Below are 21,503 nucleotides of genomic sequence, written 5' to 3' on the forward strand. Positions count from 1 at the left end.
CCGGAATCTCTGATCAAGTGTTTCCGGAATCTGCGATCAAATGCGGCCGGAATTGGTGATCATTTCGCTCCGGAATACACAACTTGCAGCTGCAACAATAGATCGCCTTCGTCACAATGCTTACAGGGTAACTTTGGATGGTCCAAGTTTTAGAGGAGAACGAGAAGAAATGAAAAAGCAAAAAGATAAAAAGGAGGTATAATTTAAGTAAAATAATGAGCCGTTTGATAGGCGGAGCTAGCCTTTTTAGATGGTCCCATTAGCCCCTGATCCGCGGTCCCTTTAGCACGCTGAATGACACAGGGATTACAACATATCTATTTTTTAGATTGCATGATTATAAAGATTCCTGTTGGATGCCTTTGACCTTATTAAATTTGTTCAGGGTGTCATTGGTAATTTGAGCGATTTTATCATTATCAAAATTAAATTTATCAACGGCAATTTCTTTAACAATGCCATTAATCTGAATAATTAATTTTTGGCAATACTCTTCGATGTCACTGGCTTTTTTCTCATCTTTATTTTCAGCCTTGGTGTTCATGACCATGAGTCCAATTTCAACAAGCCTAGTTGTCGTATAAGAGAGCGAGTCATTCTCTTTACCTGCTATTTTAAGCACCTGTTCATGAAGATTGTCAGGTAAGGTAACAGTAATTCGAGCCATAATATAACCTCTTTTTGCGATGATGTTGGATGTCTGGCTGATGCATCCGTGCACGCCAACCCTAATTATAATTAGATCATATTAGGCTATATATTTCAACTGGTTACTACTGGTAGTATGCAGATCTGCATCAGACAATATGCACATCAACTTTAAATTTGATGCACATTTGCATACTGTTTTTTGATTACTAATTAGCCAATATTTAAAGTTTTGCAGTCTCCCTTTGAAAATATGGCTTTATTTTCAATAAATACAACGAGTTACACATACTGCAACCTGTTGCGAAAGGTGTGCTGTTTTCTTTTTTAGAGTTGTCTTGTTCATTAATTCTCAGATCAAGTTTTATGTGAATCTGACTATTTTTTATTAAGCGCGGATCAATTGCGTGTTTGTGATTTAATGCCGAATCTAAATTTCAGCTATCAATTTACATTACGATCACCCGGTTTAACCCACTCTATTCTTTGCTTGTTTCCAGATAGACATCAACTCATCAAAAGTTTGTCCTTCCAAATTAATGAGTTTCTTTTCATGAGCAATCATTTTGACAGCGCGAAGCCGCCGCTCAAATTTTTCTAAGGTTTGTTGTAGTGTATCTTTGGGATCTAATTTACAAAATACACACAGTGAATACACGGCATGCAATAGGTCACCTATTTCTTCCTGCAAAGCAGATGAGTTATCATTAATTCCTGCTTTTAAATGCTCATCGACTTCAATACACTCACTTTGGATTTGAGTCATAATCTGATCGGTCGTTTCCCACTGAAAACCAAATTCAGCAGCTTCATTTTCTAATGCTGCAATTTTTTCTAATAGATTCATTAATCATTTCCACGTTATTATTGTCTACCACGTAAATATAAAACTTTTGTGTTCGATCCAGGATTGACTCGTTCTTCTGTTTCAAAAATCTCCGGTTTTCCTTTAACCAAATCACTCAGCTTTTTGAAACCATAAAGCCTGGAATCAAAGTCTGGTTTTAACTTAGTTAAATAGCCACCAAATGTTCCTATGTATGCCCAACCAGTATCATCGTATGAGTTATTTAATGCTTCCAGAATAAATTCTTTTGGAAATTCTTGTGCTGAGGGTTCATTAGCTTTCGCTTGTTTAACAGGCTGCTTTCTCTTTTTTGACTGACTAATTGATTGATCAGGTGGTGCTACAGGGCGAAGTACTTCAGTGAAAATGAATTTATTGCAGGCATTACGAAATGCCTCTGGTGTTTTTTTCTCTCCAAATCCAAAAACTTGCAACCCTTCTTCACGAATACGGTTAGCAAGACTTGTAAAATCACTATCACTTGACACGATACAAAAACCACCAAAACGATGCGTATAAAGTAGATCCATAGCATCAATAATAAGCGCACTATCCGTTGCATTTTTTCCAGAAGTAAAAGCAAATTGCTGTATTGGTTTTATAGCGTATTTATGCAATACCTTTTTCCATTGTGCGCTTGATGGTAAGGTGAAATCGCCATAAATTCTCCTTACGATAGCATCTCCATAACCAGCAATCTCAGTTAAAAGACCATCAATAATTACTGCTCGAGCATTATCAGCATCAATAAGTACAGCTAATTTTAACGCGGCTTCATCTGTCGTAATTTTTGTCATGCTAATTAACCTGTTTTATAAATTATTTATTTATGGAACGATAAAATTTACATTCAACACCATGACCAAGATCATCTTTATAATATTCCATACCACACTTCTCCATTACTCGATGTGATGCACTATGTTTGAGTGGCGCAAAAGCAATAATATAATCAGAATTGATATTTATTTTACTCCACTCAAGAAGTGCCTCTAGTGCTTCAGATGCATAACCCATACCCCAAAATTTTCTTACAATAAGGTATCCAACTTCAATTTCCCCTGTTTCAATTGGCCCAAATCCACATCGTCCAATGAATTCATGAGTCACCTTATTGAATATAACAAAACCAGGCAATCCTTTGTCTCCATAAAGGTTCATAATCTGTTTTATTCTTCGCTTAGTTTGCTCGCGATCTTGTGTTCCATCAGGAAAGAATTTCCTAACTTCTCGGTCTGCATGAAGCTGAGCAACTTGATCTAAGTCCTCATCCTTAATTAAACGCAAAAGCATCCTTGGTGTTTCAATTTTAATGGTCATATTGGTTCACTTATAACCCTATATTTTCTATATATTGAATTTCTTCTTGTAAAAGCTCAAAGTCATATATGTTTAAATCATTATCCATGTGTTGTTGATTTGTAGTGCCGGTTAAAGGCAATATCCCCACTTGGTTTGCAAAGCGAAATATAATTTGCGGGATGGTTTTATCATATTTTACAGCAAGTGATTGCATGTAAGGGTTTAATAAATACGGCTGATTCGCAGTGAGCAAAGAAAATCCTTGATAGATAATCTTGTTTTTTTGACTAAATGTCCTAACGTCTTGATCCCATTGTGTTATGGCGAAACATCTATTTTGTATAAACGATGGCTTTATAGAGACTTTTCTATATAGTTCTTCAACTTGTGCCATATTAACGTTAGAAATGCCGAGAAACTTTACCTTTCTACTACACACCAGCTCTTCCATGGCCTGCCAAATTTCTAAATCTGCATCGATTATTCCATGAGATAGTGAAGGGCCATGAAGTATATAGGCGTCAATGTAGTCTGTCTGTAAATGCTCGAGTGAGCTTGCAAAGGATTGCTTGACCTGGTTGGTCAATGAATCAAATTCATCATAAGGTTTTCTATGATCTTGGCCATGTACAGAGGTAAATTTTGTTTGTAGAAATAAATCACTGCGTGTTTTTTGACTAGTTGTTAAAAATTGATTAATTGCATCACCCACGGCTTCTTCAAAATAATGCCTACGTTGATTGGCAGTATCAATCCCTCGAAATCCTGAGTTGAGTGCCTGGAGCACCAATCGTTTTGTGTCATCTTCTTTCCATGCTGTACCATATAAAATAGGGGGAGTGGTTGATGTGTCGTTTTGTTTTATATTCATAATGCCGCCTCCATTAGTGTTACAGCATAAGCAAGCATTATCCTCCTCAAAATATAGAGGTATTTTTCGGAGGATAATGAGCTAAGGAACAAATCTATTAATAGACCCAGTGTCAATTTTATTTTGACTTTGGGCTTTCCACAATTGAGCATAGGCACCATTTTGATTTAATAGTTCATTGTGGGTACCTTGCTCAATAATCACACCATTAGCGAGTACCAGAATATTATCTGCATGTGTTACTGTAGAAAGCCTATGGGCAATAATAAGTGTTGTTGTGTTGATCGATATCTGTTTGAGACAGGTCTGAATGTCTTTCTCTGTTTTCATATCCAGTGAAGATGTTGCTTCATCAAAAATAAAAATTTTAGGTTTTTTAAGCAGCATTCTAGCGATGGCCACTCGCTGTTTTTCGCCACCAGACAATTTTAATCCGCGCTCACCAACTCTGGTTTCTAACCCATCAGGCAGTTTTGTCACGAACCTGTCAAGATGTACTGCTTGTATTGCATCCGTCAATTCATCATGAGTGACATGCGGATTTCCATATATCAGGTTATTTTTTAAGGTATCATTGAATAAAGCAGTTTCCTGAGGAACGATACCGAGTATTGCTCTGAGTGATGCATGTTGGATATTGCTAATATTTTGCCCATCAATCTGAATACTCCCCGAATTCAAATCGTAAAGCCGAAAGATTAATCTTGCGAGAGTGGATTTGCCGGATCCTGAGGATCCAACGATTGCAGTAGTGGTACCGGGTTCAACTATAAAGCTAAGGTCATCAAGAATTTTCCGATGTTCATTATAAGCAAAATGGACGTGCTCAAATTGTATTTTTCCTTCTTTGTACTTAAGTGTTCTGGCATTCGGTTGGTCTTGAATATCGATAGGAATTTTCAGCAACTGAATCGCGGTTTGAAAACGAGCTAAATCATCTCGGGTAACACGAATTCGATAGCCTAGCATGGATAATGGCAGCATGAACATGAATAAATAGCCATGGACCAGTACAAAATCTCCGACATTCATGGTCCCTGCAATGACTCGGCTGCCAGCAAGTAAGAGCATAATAATAACACACATACCAACAATGACATTTTGCATAAGATGAATTTTTGCATCGGCATTTAATGCTCGAGTATCTGCATGGGCCTTTTCTTGTAATTTTTGAGCAGCTGTATTGATTTCATCCTGTTGGGTATTAAAATATTTCACGGTATCCGCATGCAACAGGCTTTCCACCAGATAGGCGTTTGCAGATGCATCTTCATTGTTTTGCTTCATTCTGCATTTTACAATCCATTGAGCGGTGTAATAGCTTAGCAAGATATAAGAAACCAGCATCAACAATAGAACCAATCCAAAAAAAAGATCATAAAAATAGCTCAAAAAAATCATAGCAAAAATTATTTCTATAAGAACCGGCAATATCATCACAATAGGTCGACCAATAAGATCAACAGCAGACGAGTGTGAACGTTCTATGATTGTAAGAATTTCGCCTGATTTACGTTCTCTATGAAATTTTGTGGAAAGCGCTTGTACGTGATCAAAAAGTTCTAAACAAAATTTTCTCGCCCCTTCTAATTCTACAGGAAAAGCTATTACTTGACTGAGGGTGATACAAGCTTTGGATGCACCCCAAACCGATGCATAAGTCAGAATGATGACTAAAGGGGTGCTGTTTAAAAATAGGGCATGTCCAGAGAGTGCATTAATGGCTTCTTTTAAAAAAATGGGGACACACAAATTTAGTGCAATGGAAATCAATATAAATAAGAGAGCCAAGACAACGTGAATTTTTCCTCTTAGGCTGTTCTTTGTCCAAACGCAAGGCCAAAGATAGTAGATAGTTTCTTTAATGCTGGGTAAACTTTCATTCATCATGATGCACTCTTTTGCTGCTGGCTATTCCACATGGAGTAATATAATCCCTTTTTCTCGATTAATTCTTGATGCGTTCCAGCTTCTACGATTTCTCCGTCTTGTAAAACAAGAATGTTATCAGCATGAATAATCGTACTCAAACGATGTGCAATGACTATACTGGTGGTATGTTTTGTAACTTCCTCAATATTTTCCTGGATATTTTTTTCAGTCTGCGTGTCGAGCGATGCGGTTGCTTCATCAAATAACAAAATAATCGGGTTGCGTAATAAACATCTTGCTATTCCAATCCTCTGGCGTTCTCCTCCTGATAATTTAAAACCCCCTTCACCGATGTTGGTTTCAATTCCTTTGGGGAGGTTTTTTACCATCTCTTCCAAGTGCGCCAGTTGGATTACGTTATTGATTTCACGCTCGGAGATATTTAGAGCACCGTAGCAGAGATTAAACCTCAACGTATTGTTGAAGAGTAGAACTTCTTGTGGAACAATTCCGATTTGTTGGCGTAATGAATGCTTGCTCACAGCAGTAATATCCTGGTCATCTATGAGTATTTGTCCCTGAGTGACTTCAAATAATCCCAGCAATAATCGTGCAATCGTTGATTTACCCGAGCCACTGGGTCCCACAATAGCTGTCATCTTTGCGGGTGGAACTTCGAAGCTTACATTTTTTAAGATGGGGTGTTCCGGTTGGTAACCGAAAGTGACGTTTTTAAAGTGAACATGCGGGCCGGTAATGGATAAAGGTTTTGCATCAGGGTGGTTTTGTTCCACTTCATCGGTTTGCTCTAATAAATAGGCTGAATATTCTATTTTGGATAAATCATTTTTGGTATCTCGCCAACGCACACTTGCTTCGCTTAAAGGTTCAAATAACTGTAATAAATAGCCGTTAATCAGGACAAAGTCACCCAATTTTAACTGTCCAATTAAAATTTGGTACCCTACTTTATAGGACAAAAAGGCAAGACCACCCGCAATAATGAGTGTTTGTAGTACCAAAAACATCCCCATTCCACTAAATAATGCTGTATTTGCTTGCACGCTTTTTTGTAAAAATTGGTCAATTTTTTGATGTTCTACGGTCTGGCTGTTGTAATATTTTACGGTTTCTGTGTTGAGTAGGCTGTCGGTAATTGCGGAACTTACATTTAATTCAGCAATACTACAATTTTTTTGCAGGACTGTGGATTTTTTTTGAGTGAATCCATTAAAAACAAGATAGAGTGCCAAAATAATAACTAAATAGAACCCATAGTTTAATCCATAGAAGTGCCAGATGATTAAAAAAGCGAAGAGAATTTCTAAAAAAACCGGAGCAATTCGAAACAATATGTTCGAGATAAGCATCGCGATTGCAAGCTGTGCGCGACTGATAGCGCTGGTTATTTTTCCGGTTTCCTTATCCAGGTGAAATTTGTAATTTAAAGTATGAAGATGTGCAAAGACATGAGTACTATAATCCGCAATTGTTGTACTTATGTTTACAAAAGTAAGCATCTCGCGAATTTTTTCACTGCATCTTGCCAGCATCCAGAGTAATCCATAACAGCAGATCAGCAAGATAATCATCATGCTCGATGTCATTATCGTACCGGATAATGCAGTTACTATATCTTTAAAAAAAATGGGTACAATTAAATTTAAGGCGAGTGTTGTGAAAACCAAAAATAATGAAAATATGACCCGAAACTTTTTTTTAAAGTTATTTTTCGGCCAAAAAAATGGAAAAAAATGGGATATTATCTGTAAACTCGTCAAATAGAGTCCTTATTGATTATTATCATATGATCGAAGAGGATAACATTAAATAATTTAGGAAGTAAAAAAACAGTAGACATTGAGGCAAGCGCAAAATAATTTGTGTTCAAAAAAACATACATTTGTGGAATAATGTGAGTCAATTCGTAATGAGATTGTATGCACTGACATGTTATTTGAAATAAAAGATTTCTTGATAATGGTTGATTTTTGATAGGATAATGATTTAAATTTTTATAAAATAAATAGTGCAAAATTTTGATTACCAAATTTTGGAGGGACTATGGAATTATTAGATGCAGTTGAGGCATTGGTGAAAAATCCACTCCTTGATACAGTGGTTTTAGAGGATTGGGTTTTAAGTAAAAGCTTGGTTGAATCATATAAAAACTCAGATACACATAAGATCAGGGAGTTAATCACTGATAAAAAGAATTTTTCGGATATGAGCCATGTGATCCCGTATCCGGATATGAGCCATGTTTTTCCAGTGACCAAATAAGGATTTAAGTGAAAGTTGTAGCGTTAGTTGGTACTGGAATTAAAACAATAGCTCATATTACAGAAGAAGCAAAAGGATATATTTCTACTTGTGATAAGGTAATCTACTTAGTTAATGAACCCTTGCTAGAGCGCTATATTCGTAAATTAGCGAAATCATCAGAGTCACTGGATGAAATATACTTTAACTCTAAATCAAGAGAAAGTGCTTATAATAATATTGCACAATATATTCATAGCGCGATAGAAGATGTACGATCATTATGTGTTGTTATATATGGTCATCCATGTGTGTTTGCTACTCCTGGCTTGCTCGCTTTGTCTATGCTTGGTGATAGCATTACAACAGTGGTGTGCCCTGGTATTTCAACTCAAGATTGTTTATATGCCGATCTTAGGTTTGATCCCGCATCTGGAGGTATCCAATCCTTTGATGCTACGGAATATCTTCTATATGATAAAGTAGTAGATCCTTCTTCTCATGTAGTAATTTACCAGATTGGTATGGTTGGAAATCTGGGTTTACCAACAAATAAAATCAATTTTGAGGCTCTTAATTTTATTAAAAAAAAATTAATCGAACTCTATAAAAAAGAAAAAAAAGCGGTTATTTACGAAGCTGCTCTTTATCCTGGTACTCATCCAAAGATATCTGAATTTGATTTAGAGCAACTTGATAGGCAAGAGTTAACAACACTATCTACTTTGTATATTCCTCCCGATAAAATACAACGAATGCCGAGTTCTGATGCATTAAGGTTATTAAATCAAGTGGCATAGTTAGTGGACGTATCTAATTTTTATTTAATGTGAGGGATTACAATGAGCTCAACAGTCAGCTCTTCTAAAGTAGGGTTTTCTTTTAGGGATTTACCAGTCACTTGTAAATTATTATTGGCTCTTTCTTTTATAGAGGCTATTGGAGGCGGCCTATCTTACCATATTGCGTATTTTTTTAGTGTAAGCACCAATTTTAATAAATTAAATATAGGCTTCTTAGGTTTTGCAATGGGGATTGGAGCTATTTTGGGCAGTATATGTGGTGGATACGTTACGGGAAAAGCACAAGCAAAGGGTATAATTGGGGCAAGTTTCTTACTCATGGGCGTTGCATTTGTTATTCTAGCAAAAGTAAGTTCTTTTCATTTATCTGTTGTCTTTGTATTGTTAATGGGATTTGGGATCAATTTGTTCATCACTTGCAGTAACTCATCTTTCTTGCAGATTTCAAAAAATAACAATCACAGTTTAACGATTGCCCAATCCTATAAAAATGCACTTGAAAATACTGGTGGTATTGTGGCAATGGTTTTGATAATGCTTTTAGCGCAAAATCATTTTAAATTAGCAATGACTTTGGTCGGCGTTACTTTGATATTGTTTTCAATAGTTATTTTTAAAATTAGAAATCAGCAATCATGATGTGGCTACAAAATCCAGTAATAAAGAAGAAATTGAGACAGTCTATAGCTCGCTTATTCCAATGTTATTTTCAGTATTTTGCATCGGTTTAACTTATGGGATACAAAAAACAGTACTAGGGATTCACTTAAACGAAACAATAGGAAATTCTTTAATCATTGGATTTTTTTTCGCAACCGATCCCATTTTAATCGCATTATTTCAAGTAAAATTATCAAAAAGGATTGAGCGATTCAATAAACATATAGTTGCTTGTATCGGCTGTATTTTATTAGGGGCGTCAACGTTTGCTATGGGCCTCTCTTCTACAATACTAGGAATGTTTTGTTCGCTTTTAGTATTTACTCTTGGTGAAATGTTGTTTATGGCGTACTCCGTTGCATTATGTCATCAATATGGAAGCTCTAACCACAGTGGCCTAGGTATAGGGGCGTGGCGCAGCGCATATGCATTAGGCATGATGATTGGCCCACTCATATCAGGAGTAGCAATGTATTATTTCAATGCCCAAAGTGCTTGGACAATATCTTCTTTGCTTTGTTTCATGAGTGCTTTCTTAGTATTTAATTCTAAAAGAGCACAGCGATTAGAAGCTGTTTATTGAGATGCATCCTTTAAAAAAAGGCGCATCTTGACAAAAAGTGTCATTGCTTAAATGATGCACTCCAGAATCATTTTTTAATAAATGATGAATGTCCGAAAGCCAATTTTTTTTATTCTCAAACCCATGGTAATAAACAAATTGAGCTTTTTTGGCTTTTTCTTCAAGAATTGTACCAGCCCATTCTTCATGATTAGAGGAAAATAGTTCTTTATATTTATTTGTAACGATTTTCATATTTTCAAGCTCAGAAATTAGAGTCGCTCTTTTTCTGGACAACCCTTGATATGGTCTAAAAATAGGATGTTGAAGCGAAAAATATACTGGATTTTTTTCAACATGTTTTTTAGGTATTAATATAGACGGTTCTGTTTTTAGCTTATAAATGTCTTTTAAAACGTAGCCTATCCATGATGCAGGCAAGAACTCATCGGTATTGGTAAACGAAAACCCATATTTTTCACCTATGAGAATTTCAAAGATATATTTAGCGGTATCTTGAATAAAAAAATCTCGTTCTAAATTTGACTTATCAAAAGCAACCCTAAAAATATGTTGATAATAGTCCCCATAGTAGGTGTAAGCATAATAATGTAGATAATACTTAAAGAAATATTTATTAATATTGATCCACTCAGGATTATTAACAATGTTATCTATCCATTTTTCAGAGAAGTAAACAATAGAGGCCCTCCATTTACTTTCAGCAGGGCAAGATTGGTAAATTCGTTTAAAAAACTCACTGTGATCATGGTATGAATTGGGGATGGTGCAATCAATTCCAGATCGAATAAGACGATTATGGCTTCTTTTGCATCCAATATTTTGTATTACAAGAGTGGTTTGTGCCCCAGCTTTTACAGACAATATGCCATTAGGCAAGTATCGTTTAAGTGGTTTTATCTGGGTTACATGCCCAATGTTAAAAAAATCCCCTTTTTTATCTATGTAAACAGGATGCGTTTCATTTTCTGAATCACCTCTTAAGTACCATTCAAAGCACTTATCTAATACAAGACCTAATGGACAACTGTGAAATCCATAAATGAGGTCTTTAGTAATTGGTTCTTGAGATGAAAAATTATTAAGGGTTTGAAGCTTTCCTTGGTGCGGAATATAAAAAGTTTCAGAATCACCAATTAAATCACCATATCCAAAGTTAAAAATATAAAGTGGGAAATCTTTTCCTGGCGCGATTTCATCGACCAAGAAAAAAAACTCAGGATTAGAGCGTTTTACTTCCTCTCTAATTTCATCCCAACAAACTCTAGTAAAATTCCTACAAAAATCCATATTAGTCTTTTTATTAATTAAGTTGCTTTTTATTTTGAACTAAAATGCGTATTTGCCAAAGATTTTAATGATATAAATGACAAACATATTATGCTCTAATCAAATCAAGCTTGTCAAATAAGTAAAGTACGTTGTTGTTGTCGTAATAAGGATTTTAATCATGAAGATTGTAAGTGAACAGGTTATTAATGGAGAGCGTATTGCGACTCAGGTTATTGATACAATCTTAAGCAGTACAGAACACAATCTTGTTACATTATCCGATATATTAGGGATCTCTTTAAAAAAGCTTGTTCTGAAAAAGGGGTTTTCAAATTATGAAATCTTAATGATTGTAAATCTAGGACGCTCTTTATTAATTATGGATAACTTTTAACCTTGACATTCTTAGCTTTTTTAATTTAAAATACGATGTTAGTTATATTACAAATCAAAAGCTAGGTTTCGACCGTCATGAAAATTACATTTTAAGTACGCCCATCTATAGGGCGAAGTAAACAAAGTCATTTTTGACTTTCTGTTTTTTTACTGTCCTAAAAGACATGCTTAAGAGTAAATCATGAACCATAAACCGATTCTATTTAAAGACTTAAGTCTTATCTATCCTCACAAAACCTGTTTTGAAGCCTTTAGTGGTGAAATTCGCTTTGGTGATCGCATTGCACTTATTGGTCGTAATGGATCAGGTAAATCGACCTTACTAAAGATGCTCTGTGGCCTTTCCTTGCCGACGGAAGGAGATATTGTCCAACCGGATGATGTGCAATGTGGTTATCTGCCGCAAGTGATTGAGGAGTTTCCGAGCTTAAGTGGTGGTCAACGGTTGAACCAGCTATTAACAACGATATTGTCTAAACATCCGAATGTTCTGTTGTTGGATGAACCAACCAATCACCTGGATAGCCGCAATCGTAGCTCTTTAATGCATATGCTGAAACACCACCCAGGCACCCTTATCATTGTTACTCATGATGCTGAGTTAATTCATGCGGTAGCGGATACCCTGTGGCATATTGAGTTCGGAAAAGTCACTGTATTTAGAGGCGCTTACTTTGACTATCAACAAATCTTACGGAGTAAAAAAACATCCCTAGAGCAAGAATTAACAAGTTTATCGCGACAAAAGAAAGAGGCTCATCTTGCGTTAATGAAAGAGCAAGAGCGCAACAAGCGTTCGCGCATCCAGGGTAAAAAGAAGATAGCACAGCGCAAGTGGCCAACAATTCGTTCTCAAACAAAACTGGCCAATGCCATAACAACGGGAGATAAACGCCTAAGTCACATTAACCTTAAAAAGCAGCAGTTGATGGATGAGCTATCTTCGCTCCATCAACCCGAAATCATTAAACCAAAATTTAAATTAAACGGTTTGGAGCATAATAAACCTTTAATAAGGATTCAAGATGCTTCTATTGCTTACGAGAGTGGCCGCTTGATTCTGAAAGATGTCCAGTTTCACCTAAATGCTCAAGAACGGGTTGCATTGCATGGGGATAATGCTTCAGGTAAGTCAACCTTTGTGAGAGCACTTTTAGGTGATATTCAAATTCATAGGACAGGAGAATGGATTACTCCTAAATGCAGCACTGTAGGGTACCTCGATCAGCATTATCAGCATTTGAACCCAGAGGAAACCGTATTGGATTTGATGATGAATAAGATGCCTCATGCATCGCATGCTGAAATTCGTACTCACTTAAATGATTTTTTATTTCGCAAAAATGAGGAAGTAGAAATAAAAGTCAAAAATCTTTCAGGTGGTGAAAAGGCAAGGCTTTCTTTGGCATTGATTGCTGCAAGTCCACCTAAGTTACTTATATTAGATGAGATAACCAATAATGTGGATCTAGACACACGCACCCATATTATTGAGGTATTACGCGAGTTCCCAGGAGCCATGCTGGTCATTTCACATGATAAGGACTTTTTAAAATCAATTCACATTGAAACCGAGTATCAGATTCAACAGGGGACGATACATCGTTTCAATGATGCAAATTTAGAGGTAATTAAACATGAACACTAATCGTTTACCTAGTCATTTGAGCTCTTTTGTCTGGCATTTTTTGAAAGAGTATAAAGCTGTAGTTATTTTATTTATCCTGCTGGCTTTACTGGCTGGATTTTGGGGGCCATTTAATAGCCTGTTGGTTAAGTCCTTTATTAATGCCTTGGTTGCAAAATCAACTCCAGATACGTCCTCTTTGTATTGGATAGCTGGATTATTGGTTTTGAACTTTATTATTTTTGATAATATAACCTGGCGGACACTTGGGTTTTTAAACTACAAATATGAGGCGGTCATCAAAAACCAAATCATCAGGCAAACCTTTGAGTATGTGTTGGGATCTAGCACGCAATTTTTTCAGGATAATTTATCGGGGCGTATTTCCGATCAAATCACAACCCTTGCCGATAATATTGAGATTATTCTACATCGTGTGTCTGTTGATTTTCTTCGAGGCACTTCATTGCTGATCGTTTCATTTATTACGGCATATTACGTCAATGTCATGTTCTTTTACATTTTGTTACTCTGGTTTATTGCCTTTGCAACGTTTAGTATTTGGATGTCAAGACGCTTAGTCGAGTTGTCTGATGATCACGCAAGTTCAGAATCCCAGCTGTCTGGCCAACTGGTAGATAGTTTGTCTAACCAATCGAATATACGCATTTTTGCACAAAAGACTTATGAAGTAGAGCGAATGAATCGTTTCTTTCAATTGGTGCAAAATGCATTTCAAAAAAAAGAGCTCTTTATTGTTTTGTTATGCTGTGTTCAAGGTGGAATGATTGCAGCGATGATGGGGTGTTCCGCATTTACTTTAATTCATTTGTATGGAAAGGGGCTTATTAGTATTGGTGATTTTGCTTTAATCCTGGGGCTTTCCATGGAATTGGGCCATATGATGTGGTACACCATGTACCAAGTGGATCAATTTAACCAAGCCTTAGGTAAATGCAAACAAAGTCTAAACGCATTGGTTGTACCGCACGACATCAAGGATATAAGTCAAGCATGCCAATTAGTCGTACCTCAAGGTCAAATTGAGTTTTCCAAAGTTAAATTTCATTATCAAGGCACCTATTCGCTTTTTCAAAATAAGTCGGTGACGATTGAAGCAGGCCAAAAAGTAGGTTTGGTAGGGTACTCAGGTAGTGGTAAAACAACTTTTGTAAATTTGATTTTAAGACTCTATGATGTCGTGGAAGGCCAAATTCTGATTGATGGTCAAGACATAGCTTACGTCACTCAAGACGTTCTAAGACGATCCATTGCGATGATTCCACAAGACCCAACTCTTTTTCATCGAAGCTTAATGGATAACATACGCTATGGTAGGACGGATGCTACGGATGAAGAAGTGATTGAAGCGGCTCAAAAAGCACATGCTCATGAATTCATTAGCCAATTGCCAGAAGCTTATGAAGCCTTAGTGGGAGAGCGTGGGGTTAAGCTTTCGGGCGGTCAGCGCCAGCGCATTGCGATTGCCCGGGCTATATTGAAAAATGCTCCCATTTTAATGCTTGATGAGGCCACCTCTCAGCTGGATTCCATCACAGAATCGAATATTCAAGACAGTCTCTGGGAGTTGATGCAAGGTAAAACAACCCTGGTCATTGCTCATCGCCTGTCTACTCTTCTGCACATGGACAGAATTTTGGTATTTGATAAAGGGCATATTGTCGAAGATGGTACACATAAGGAATTACTTAAGAGCAGGGGCTTATATAAAACCTTATGGGATGCCCAAGTAGGTGGTTTTTTGCCAGATAAACAATGACGTAGCCCGTATTAGCCGTAGGCGTAATACGGGAAACAGAAGCACAAACGTAATTCAGGCACCCGTATTACGCCTAGGGCTAATACGGGCTACGTTTGCTATTTTAGTAGAGTTCCCTGATGCAATTTTTAGAAAACGCGAACGGAAAATAGAGAACATCTCCTCCTTATAGATCCAAACTCATGTCTTCTTCATTTTTACTATCATCCGGTTTCTTTGAAGAACTCTTATTATTTAGTAAATTGAAAGCATAACCTAAATTATTATCCTCCTTCGATTCATCCATAATAGGGGAAATATCCTTAGGTTTAGTTCCAAGTTTATCCAACATCTTCCTCGAGGAAGAGGGGGACTCTGTATTATTTTGTTGTAAAGCATCGGCGTGTGAAGAGGTATAGGCATTCCACAACTCTTGATACAGCTTACAGGTATTCATTAATTGAGTATGAGTTCCTTGTGCTATAGCGCGCCCCTCATCAATAACAATAATTTTATCAACGAATTGAGCCTCAGTTAATTTATGAGTAATCATTAAGGTGGTCTTACCATCACACGCTTTAGAAATAGATTGCAGAACCTTAGTTGCAGAATGACTGTCAAAGGGAGCTGTAATTTCATCTAAAAGTCGAATAGGGCTATTTTTTAGTAACCCTCTTAATATGGCTACTTTTTGTTGTTGTCCACCAGATAAGGTCTTACCATTTTCACCAACGTCTGTATCTAAAACATTATCTTCAATAGTGTCTGTATCCAATACCTCCATTTTCGAATCGGAGTTATTTTCATCGTCACTATCAGATACTTTTTTCTCAAGCTCCGGATCAATTTTTAACGACTGAAGAAAATCATCCAAATTAGCAAATCGAGCAAGTTCCCAAATCATTTCATCAGTCACTTCCTCGGGGTGTAATGCACCAAAACGAATATTATCTCGGAGTGTTCCTTTGAATAAATTAGGATTTTGCCCTAATAATGCAATATTTGATCGCAAAGAATTCAAACTTAGCTCGGAAATATCTTGCCCATTAATTTTTATGCTTCCACTTGATGGATTATAAAATCGATACAGCAAATTGAAAATGGTTGTTTTACCAGCGCCACTTCGACTAACAAAAGCTACTTTTTCACCTGGCTCTATAGTAAATGAGAGATCTTTAAATAAATGCTTCTGTTTTTTTCCTGGTTTTGGAGGATAACTAAACGAAACATTTTTAAATTCAATGGATGGGGCTTTATTTGAGGTGATATTAAGTGGTTTATCCGGATGTAAATCAACCACTTCATCGGGCTTGAGTAATTCCTTAAACACGAACTTTAAATCGGGGTAAGACGCAAATAATCGATTAACGGCGTCGCCAAATCCTGGTAATAATTGAGAGAGTTGATTTAAGTAAGACACTAGAACCATAAACTCTTCAACGGTGTATTTTCGGGTTTTAACTTGTAGTCCGACATATAAAGCGCCAAGCAACATACTTAAACGTAATAATGCAATATTCCCATATCCCACTTTAACTGGCAGGTTTGTTGCCTTAATTCTTGCGGTCGTTGCTTTGGTCATTGCTAAATTAATTTCATCCATTGTTTCTTGTAGCTTACCAAAATCATGAATGGTCTTATAACGGGCAATAGCGCTATCAAACTTTGTCCATGCTTCATTTCCTAATCTCAACTCCACTTCGCATGCATTAATAATTGGTTTTGCAGTAGCTGCACTATAAGCAGTATATAAAACGAGAACAGCGGCAAGGCCTGCTCCTATCTCTATACCATATAGATTTGAAAGTACTCCACATGCAATTCCAATTTCCAATATTGTGGGTGCCACTTGGGTTAACAATGGGGTGCTGATGGTACCTAAAGAAAAGCCTTTTTGGATCAAATAAATCATATCCGGCATTGGGGTGGTTACATGATAATTAAGTGATTTCTTCAACAAGTGTTCAGTACTTTTTACAATAACGGATTTGATATTATTCGCAGTCACCGGAACCAAAATTTGGTCGCGAATTTTTGGAAGTAATTGGGATACACTATAGGCTGAAACAAGGAAAGAGATAAGCGCAGCACGAGAAAATTCAACACCCATGATGGTTGTAGATTCTTCATCAGTCATTAATAATTCGACCGCTTTACCAAATAAATAGGGAGCTAGAAAATTAAACCCCGTATTTAATCCAGTCAGTACACCCGCGGTTGTGATTCTTGGGATGTTTTCTTTTGATAGCACAAAAGAAGCCAGGCCTTTTATGACCTGATAAGGCGAAACCAAATCGGTTACAGCTATGGTTTGGTTGGGCACCGGGACTTCATTAATTAATTCAATGTCTTCCATGCTATTGCTGTTTAAGTTGATGGGTATTAAATCAGCAGTATCCTTAGACAGTCCAACAAATGATTCTTCATCTGTTAAGGGAATAGATTGGTCAGTGTCCACAGGTCTAAAGTAGTGTACAACAGCTTGGGATATTTTCTTAATCCATTCAAACATGGGCTTTCTCACAATTAAGATTTCTTGGCGGACAACAAAAACGATGGTGGTCATCTGCGGATCACCATGATATCCCAATATACGTTATGCATCAATAATAATCGTTTTGATTGTTGGGAGAATGGGTTCATTTTGTTTTACCTGCAAATTCTGTAACTTTAGAAATATTGAATTGATTTTTCATGAGCTTTTGTCATGATAATAGAAAAATGGATAGGTGATGAGAAACACAAAGCAATTTTTAGCAGGGCTTGTCTGCTATTTCTTCTTAGTCCTGCCAGCTTGGGCGTTGATTCAGGATGACGAACTGGTGATGGAAAATACAAGAATAGCATTTAATGAAGGGATGCCAGCGGACAAGGCATTGAAATCTACCATTGAGTTAGAAGAATTGATCCAGGCCAGTTTAAATGGGAAAACTATTGAAGTGCCAATCTCAATGCTAAGGCCTTCTCAATTAAGAATGTCAAAGATCCTTGTTGCAGAAAAAGTTAAAAAAGGGCGTGATGTCTTACAAAAGGACGTTATACCTGTTTTCTTAATGACGGACACTGTCACAGTAGCTGGTGAAACCAAACCCATCATTACTTTTCGATTAATTGATAAGCATCATACAACCTTAGCGGCCATTGAGCTGAAAGCAATGATTTCACGGATTTCGATCAAATCAGATTATCGCCAAGAGGAGGAGCCTCTTAAGATAGCCATCGCCAAAAATGAAGCCTATCTAAAAGATTTGGATGGGAATGATGGAAAATTGCTCAATTCTTTCAGCGATATGGTCAATGATGACTTGCGTTATCTTGCAGCAATTAGCATCAAGTGCGAAAAGAAGCCAGATTCTGCTGAATCAAAATCTGTGAATCCATATTGGGTCAAGGTGGGCACAAAGGCCCCGCTTGCGCCGCCTTTTATTGAGTTCCGCATGTCAAATGAAATGCGGGCAGCCGGCATTCGTTTTAACGGGAATGATAAACTGAGTATCGTTAAAGCCAACGAGGCGGCGCGTAAGCTTTTTGCTAGATTCCCTAAGAAATTTATGACCGACGACGATTATCAAAAAATGCACTTTATAGAAAAAAGTCCATTCGAGGGCAGGGACCTTGAAATTCTCACGCAAGAGGATTTGGATCTTGCGAGGGATTGGTGGGGTGAAGAAAACAACACCAATTGGCGTTTAGCGTGTTCTGAGTTGAAGCGATGAAGTGTGGGTTATCCCGGCTGTTTTTGCCAACAATGATAAAATATCTGAAAAACGCCAGAATCATCACGCCCTATACCATGAGTCAATGGTTTATAATCAGGACGCTCTTTATTAATTAACTAATAAAATACTTTAGCTCCATTCTTTACCCAACCTATTATTTGAAACATTGATGCCGATTCAAATCGAATTTGTGGCCAGTCTGGATTGATAGGTGAGCATATAAACGTATTATCTTCAGAGCTTATTTTTCTAAATAAGTTTTCTTCTGTAGCTTTAATATGAATCAGCACTAAATCGCAATGGTTTTGTTTTTCTTTACAAAAAGTAACTAGGTCACCCATATTATAAATAGGGAACATGCTTTTATCATGCACGATAAATGCAAAATCTTCATGAGTTATGTTGTCTTGAATTGATGAAGGTATTGGGAGATAACCTTCAATTTTAGATGAAACATTGATTATAGGGATCGTTTGGAAGGGATGATCCTTCATAGGTTTGTGGTCAATATCTAAAAATAATAACCATGTTGGAGAAACACCCAATGCATTACCGAGCATCTCTGCATCTTTAAACCTGGGCGTTCTTGTTCCTCTTTCCCAATTACTGATTCGTTGCGCTGAAAAACCAGTAACTTCGGCCAATTGCACGGCGGTTAGTTTTTTGTTTTTTCGCGCCTCTTTAATTCTTAACCCTATTTTTAATTTTATATCCATATAAAAACCTTGCAAAATAAACTTAATTGTTTATTATAAACGTTATCGTTTATATTTGTGTGTAATGTTTACCTAGCGTTTATTATACACATAAGTTGAATGAACAGTAACAAATAAACAAACCGATTTAGATAAAAAAATATGTTTAGGCGTTTTCTGTAGCTATCTACAGAATAAGTTGAAAAGGAGTATTCGTTGTGGAAAATAACTTTAGGCTACAAATCTGTAAGAACATCATTAATTATCTATTAGAGTCAACAAACTACAGTCTTAAAAACATTGCTGATTTATTGCATTGTTCGATAAGACAATTACGCACAATATATTTTGATGAATTAATGCCTGCTAATGTTTCATTTGAACGTGAACTTGTAAGGCTTTATCTTTTGATTCTCGAAATTAATATCCATAAACAACATGAGGGGTTGGCTTATAACTGGGGTTGCTTATGAATACTTTTAATATTGAAGAAGCTTCAGAATTTCTTGGAGCCCACAGGGAAACTATCCGTCGAATGGCTGCATCTGGTGAACTTCCAGCTGTAAAGATAGGTAGGGGTTGGATATTTTTAGAGCAAGATCTTGTGATGTACATAAGAAACAAGTACTCTACTTGCGATGCATCGCAGGGTGTCAATAGAAGGAGTATTGATATATGGCACTCTACAAAAGAGATGGGGTCTGGTGGACAGACATTTTCCACAAAGGAAAGCGCGTACGCAAAAGCACTGGGACGACGATAAGGCAAGATGCGCAGCGTTTTCATGATCAACTTAAAAATGAATTGTGGAATGAAAAGATAGTAAATTCTATTCCCAATAAATTATGGATGGATGCAGTGATTCGATGGCTGGAAGAATCAGCACATAAACGTAGTCTGGAAACAGATAAGATTCATTTATCTTGGCTTGATCCTTATCTAAAAAAGTATTTATTGGCTGATATTGACAGCAATTTAATCGAATCAATTGCAAAGAAAAAAGAAAAAGCAGGTGTTACGCTTTCTACAGTCAATCGAGTGTTGGAAGTTCTTCGTGCTATTTTAACTCGTGCCCATAAAGAGTGGGGATGGTTGGAAAGCATGCCACTGATTCGTATGAGGAGAGTAGAGAATAGACGAATACGCTGGTTAACAAAAGAAGAGGTTACACGGTTGTTAAAAGAGTTACCATCGCATTTGAAAGATATGGCTGCGTTTACTTTAGCAACAGGTTTACGCGAATCGAATGTCACTCAATTGAAATGGACTCAGATTAATTTGGAAAAAGGGCATGCCCTTATTCATCCAGAAGAATCGAAAACCAACCGAGCTATTCCTGTTCCTTTAAATAAGCAGGCTATTTCGATTATTTCTTCTCAGAAGGGTAATAACCCTATATATGTTTTTACATATCAGGGAAAGCCTGTAACTCGCTGTAATAATCATGCATGGCAGAAGGCTTTGGCAAGAGCTGGAATAGAGAATTTTCGCTGGCATGATTTACGTCATACCTGGGCTAGTTGGCATGTGCAAAACGGTACAGCTTTACATGAGTTACAACAACTTGGAGGCTGGTCAAATTATGAGATGGTTTTACGTTATGCACATCTCTCAAGTGAGCACCTGAAAGTGGCGGCAGAACGAATTCATGACACGTTTATGCCACAGTAAATGGGTTTTAGTGACACAATTTGGAGCTAAGTCCTTGATTTTAAATGGTGCGCTCGGAGGGACTCGAACCCCCGACACCTTGGTTCGAAGCCAAGTACTCTATCCAGCTGAGCTACGAGCGCAATGGGTTTTTAATCGTGGTTTTTATTTATTTTGGCCTGAATTTGACGTAATGACCAAAATGGTGGGCCGTATAGGATTCGAACCTATGACACAGAGGTTAAAAGCCTCCTGCTCTACCAACTGAGCTAACGGCCCATTACAGGGTAATTCTTTTCTTTAAGTACTGTGTTGGTATCAGTTTATAAAACTGGTGGGCCGTATAGGATTCGAACCTATGACACAGAGGTTAAAAGCCTCCTGCTCTACCAACTGAGCTAACGGCCCTAAAGAGGCTGAAATCATACCGGATTAACATAAAATTTCAAGTGTTTTATTGATTATTTTTGAGTTGAAGTGGCTTTTTTTGATAATTATTATTAATGAAGTGCATTTTCTTATTCTAATTAAGTTGAT

21 protein-coding genes and 3 tRNA genes are annotated in these 21,503 nt (G+C 36.9%); 11 read left to right on the forward strand and 13 right to left on the reverse strand.

Annotated elements, in window-relative coordinates:
• Positions 1-337: 337 nt before the first annotated feature.
• The 7 genes from Lwor_RS03775 to Lwor_RS03805 all read right to left on the reverse strand — a co-directional run bounded on the left by Lwor_RS03775 (position 338) and on the right by Lwor_RS03805 (position 7,321).
• Entirely contained in the window at positions 338-667 is a 330-nt protein-coding gene (locus Lwor_RS03775; RefSeq protein WP_238584616.1) for a hypothetical protein, read from the reverse strand.
• Positions 668-1,117: 450 nt separating this feature from the next.
• Positions 1,118-1,495 (reverse strand): MazG nucleotide pyrophosphohydrolase domain-containing protein, encoded by a 378-nt coding sequence (locus Lwor_RS03780; RefSeq protein ID WP_058492581.1) that lies wholly within the window; start codon positions 1,493-1,495, stop codon positions 1,118-1,120.
• 17 nt (positions 1,496-1,512) lie between these two features.
• Positions 1,513-2,292, reverse strand: coding sequence for an NYN domain-containing protein (locus Lwor_RS03785; protein ID WP_058492582.1), 780 nt, complete (start codon positions 2,290-2,292; stop codon positions 1,513-1,515).
• A gap of 22 nt (positions 2,293-2,314) precedes the next feature.
• The gene (locus Lwor_RS03790; protein WP_058492583.1) at positions 2,315-2,815 is read right to left on the reverse strand and encodes a GNAT family N-acetyltransferase; all 501 of its coding nucleotides are present in this window, start codon (positions 2,813-2,815) and stop codon (positions 2,315-2,317) included.
• 10 nt (positions 2,816-2,825) lie between these two features.
• Positions 2,826-3,668, reverse strand: a complete 843-nt coding sequence (locus Lwor_RS03795; RefSeq protein WP_058492584.1) for an aldo/keto reductase family protein — start codon at positions 3,666-3,668, stop codon at positions 2,826-2,828.
• An 81-nt stretch (positions 3,669-3,749) separates the two neighbouring features.
• Positions 3,750-5,558, reverse strand: a complete 1,809-nt coding sequence (locus Lwor_RS03800) for an ABCB family ABC transporter ATP-binding protein/permease (RefSeq protein ID WP_058492585.1) — start codon at positions 5,556-5,558, stop codon at positions 3,750-3,752.
• Complete coding sequence (locus Lwor_RS03805; protein ID WP_058492586.1) at positions 5,555-7,321, reverse strand: ABCB family ABC transporter ATP-binding protein/permease; 1,767 nt, start codon at positions 7,319-7,321, stop codon at positions 5,555-5,557. Before Lwor_RS03805 ends, Lwor_RS03800 begins: the two co-directional genes overlap by 4 nt.
• A 283-nt stretch (positions 7,322-7,604) precedes the next feature.
• Between Lwor_RS03805 and Lwor_RS03810 the strand changes: the two genes are divergently transcribed.
• From Lwor_RS03810 to Lwor_RS14065, 4 genes are read left to right on the forward strand one after another with little or no spacing between them, the layout of a single operon-like run.
• Positions 7,605-7,823: a hypothetical protein gene (locus tag Lwor_RS03810; RefSeq protein WP_058492587.1), complete on the forward strand. Its 219-nt coding sequence runs from the start codon at positions 7,605-7,607 to the stop codon at positions 7,821-7,823.
• An 8-nt stretch (positions 7,824-7,831) separates the two neighbouring features.
• Positions 7,832-8,602 carry an SAM-dependent methyltransferase gene (locus tag Lwor_RS03815; RefSeq protein ID WP_058492588.1) on the forward strand — a complete coding sequence of 257 codons (771 nt, stop codon included), beginning with the start codon at positions 7,832-7,834 and terminating at the stop codon, positions 8,600-8,602.
• Between the two features lie 42 nt (positions 8,603-8,644).
• A complete protein-coding gene (locus Lwor_RS14060; RefSeq protein WP_238584617.1) occupies positions 8,645-9,244 on the forward strand; it encodes an MFS transporter in 600 nt (199 codons plus the stop codon).
• Position 9,245: 1 nt separating this feature from the next.
• Positions 9,246-9,848, forward strand: a complete 603-nt coding sequence (locus Lwor_RS14065) for an MFS transporter (protein ID WP_238584618.1) — start codon at positions 9,246-9,248, stop codon at positions 9,846-9,848.
• On the opposite strand, the gene Lwor_RS03825 is transcribed toward Lwor_RS14065, so the two are convergent.
• Complete coding sequence (locus tag Lwor_RS03825; protein ID WP_058492589.1) at positions 9,831-11,138, reverse strand: hypothetical protein; 1,308 nt, start codon at positions 11,136-11,138, stop codon at positions 9,831-9,833. The genes Lwor_RS14065 and Lwor_RS03825 overlap by 18 nt on opposite strands.
• A 160-nt stretch (positions 11,139-11,298) precedes the next feature.
• On the opposite strand from Lwor_RS03825, the gene Lwor_RS03830 reads away from it, so the two are divergent.
• The 3 genes from Lwor_RS03830 to Lwor_RS03840 all read left to right on the forward strand — a co-directional run bounded on the left by Lwor_RS03830 (position 11,299) and on the right by Lwor_RS03840 (position 14,923).
• Positions 11,299-11,514 (forward strand): hypothetical protein, encoded by a 216-nt coding sequence (locus tag Lwor_RS03830; RefSeq protein WP_058492590.1) that lies wholly within the window; start codon positions 11,299-11,301, stop codon positions 11,512-11,514.
• Positions 11,515-11,697: 183 nt separating this feature from the next.
• Complete coding sequence (locus tag Lwor_RS03835) at positions 11,698-13,164, forward strand: ABC-F family ATP-binding cassette domain-containing protein (RefSeq protein ID WP_058492591.1); 1,467 nt, start codon at positions 11,698-11,700, stop codon at positions 13,162-13,164.
• Positions 13,154-14,923, forward strand: coding sequence for an ABC transporter ATP-binding protein (locus Lwor_RS03840; protein WP_058492592.1), 1,770 nt, complete (start codon positions 13,154-13,156; stop codon positions 14,921-14,923). Before Lwor_RS03835 ends, Lwor_RS03840 begins: the two co-directional genes overlap by 11 nt.
• Before the next feature lie 166 nt (positions 14,924-15,089).
• Here Lwor_RS03840 and Lwor_RS03845 read toward each other — a convergent pair whose 3' ends face one another.
• Positions 15,090-17,468 (reverse strand): ABC transporter ATP-binding protein, encoded by a 2,379-nt coding sequence (locus tag Lwor_RS03845; protein WP_058492593.1) that lies wholly within the window; start codon positions 17,466-17,468, stop codon positions 15,090-15,092.
• A gap of 166 nt (positions 17,469-17,634) precedes the next feature.
• Here Lwor_RS03845 and Lwor_RS03850 point away from each other — a divergent pair, with 166 nt between their 5' ends.
• Entirely contained in the window at positions 17,635-18,618 is a 984-nt protein-coding gene (locus Lwor_RS03850; protein ID WP_058492594.1) for a ParB-like protein, read from the forward strand.
• Between the two features lie 119 nt (positions 18,619-18,737).
• On the opposite strand, the gene Lwor_RS03855 is transcribed toward Lwor_RS03850, so the two are convergent.
• Positions 18,738-19,337, reverse strand: coding sequence for a helix-turn-helix domain-containing protein (locus tag Lwor_RS03855; RefSeq protein ID WP_058492595.1), 600 nt, complete (start codon positions 19,335-19,337; stop codon positions 18,738-18,740).
• Between the two features lie 197 nt (positions 19,338-19,534).
• Between Lwor_RS03855 and Lwor_RS03860 the strand changes: the two genes are divergently transcribed.
• From Lwor_RS03860 to Lwor_RS03870, 3 genes are read left to right on the forward strand one after another with little or no spacing between them, the layout of a single operon-like run.
• Positions 19,535-19,789, forward strand: coding sequence for a hypothetical protein (locus tag Lwor_RS03860; protein ID WP_058492596.1), 255 nt, complete (start codon positions 19,535-19,537; stop codon positions 19,787-19,789).
• The gene (locus Lwor_RS03865) at positions 19,786-20,079 is read left to right on the forward strand and encodes a helix-turn-helix domain-containing protein (protein ID WP_172458822.1); all 294 of its coding nucleotides are present in this window, start codon (positions 19,786-19,788) and stop codon (positions 20,077-20,079) included. Before Lwor_RS03860 ends, Lwor_RS03865 begins: the two co-directional genes overlap by 4 nt.
• On the forward strand, positions 19,992-20,987 hold the full coding sequence (locus Lwor_RS03870) for a tyrosine-type recombinase/integrase (RefSeq protein WP_058492598.1): 996 nt from the start codon (positions 19,992-19,994) through the stop codon (positions 20,985-20,987). The genes Lwor_RS03865 and Lwor_RS03870 overlap by 88 nt, the downstream gene beginning before the upstream one ends.
• Positions 20,988-21,032: 45 nt before the next feature.
• On the opposite strand, the gene Lwor_RS03875 is transcribed toward Lwor_RS03870, so the two are convergent.
• From Lwor_RS03875 to Lwor_RS03885, 3 genes are all read right to left on the reverse strand, one after another.
• Positions 21,033-21,109, reverse strand: a tRNA-Arg gene (locus Lwor_RS03875).
• 60 nt (positions 21,110-21,169) lie between these two features.
• Positions 21,170-21,245 (reverse strand) — tRNA-Lys (locus Lwor_RS03880).
• A gap of 53 nt (positions 21,246-21,298) precedes the next feature.
• Positions 21,299-21,374, reverse strand: a tRNA-Lys gene (locus Lwor_RS03885).
• Between the last annotated feature and the right edge of the window lie 129 nt (positions 21,375-21,503).

This window comes from Legionella worsleiensis (assembly GCF_001467535.1).
Classification (GTDB): domain Bacteria; phylum Pseudomonadota; class Gammaproteobacteria; order Legionellales; family Legionellaceae; genus Legionella; species Legionella worsleiensis.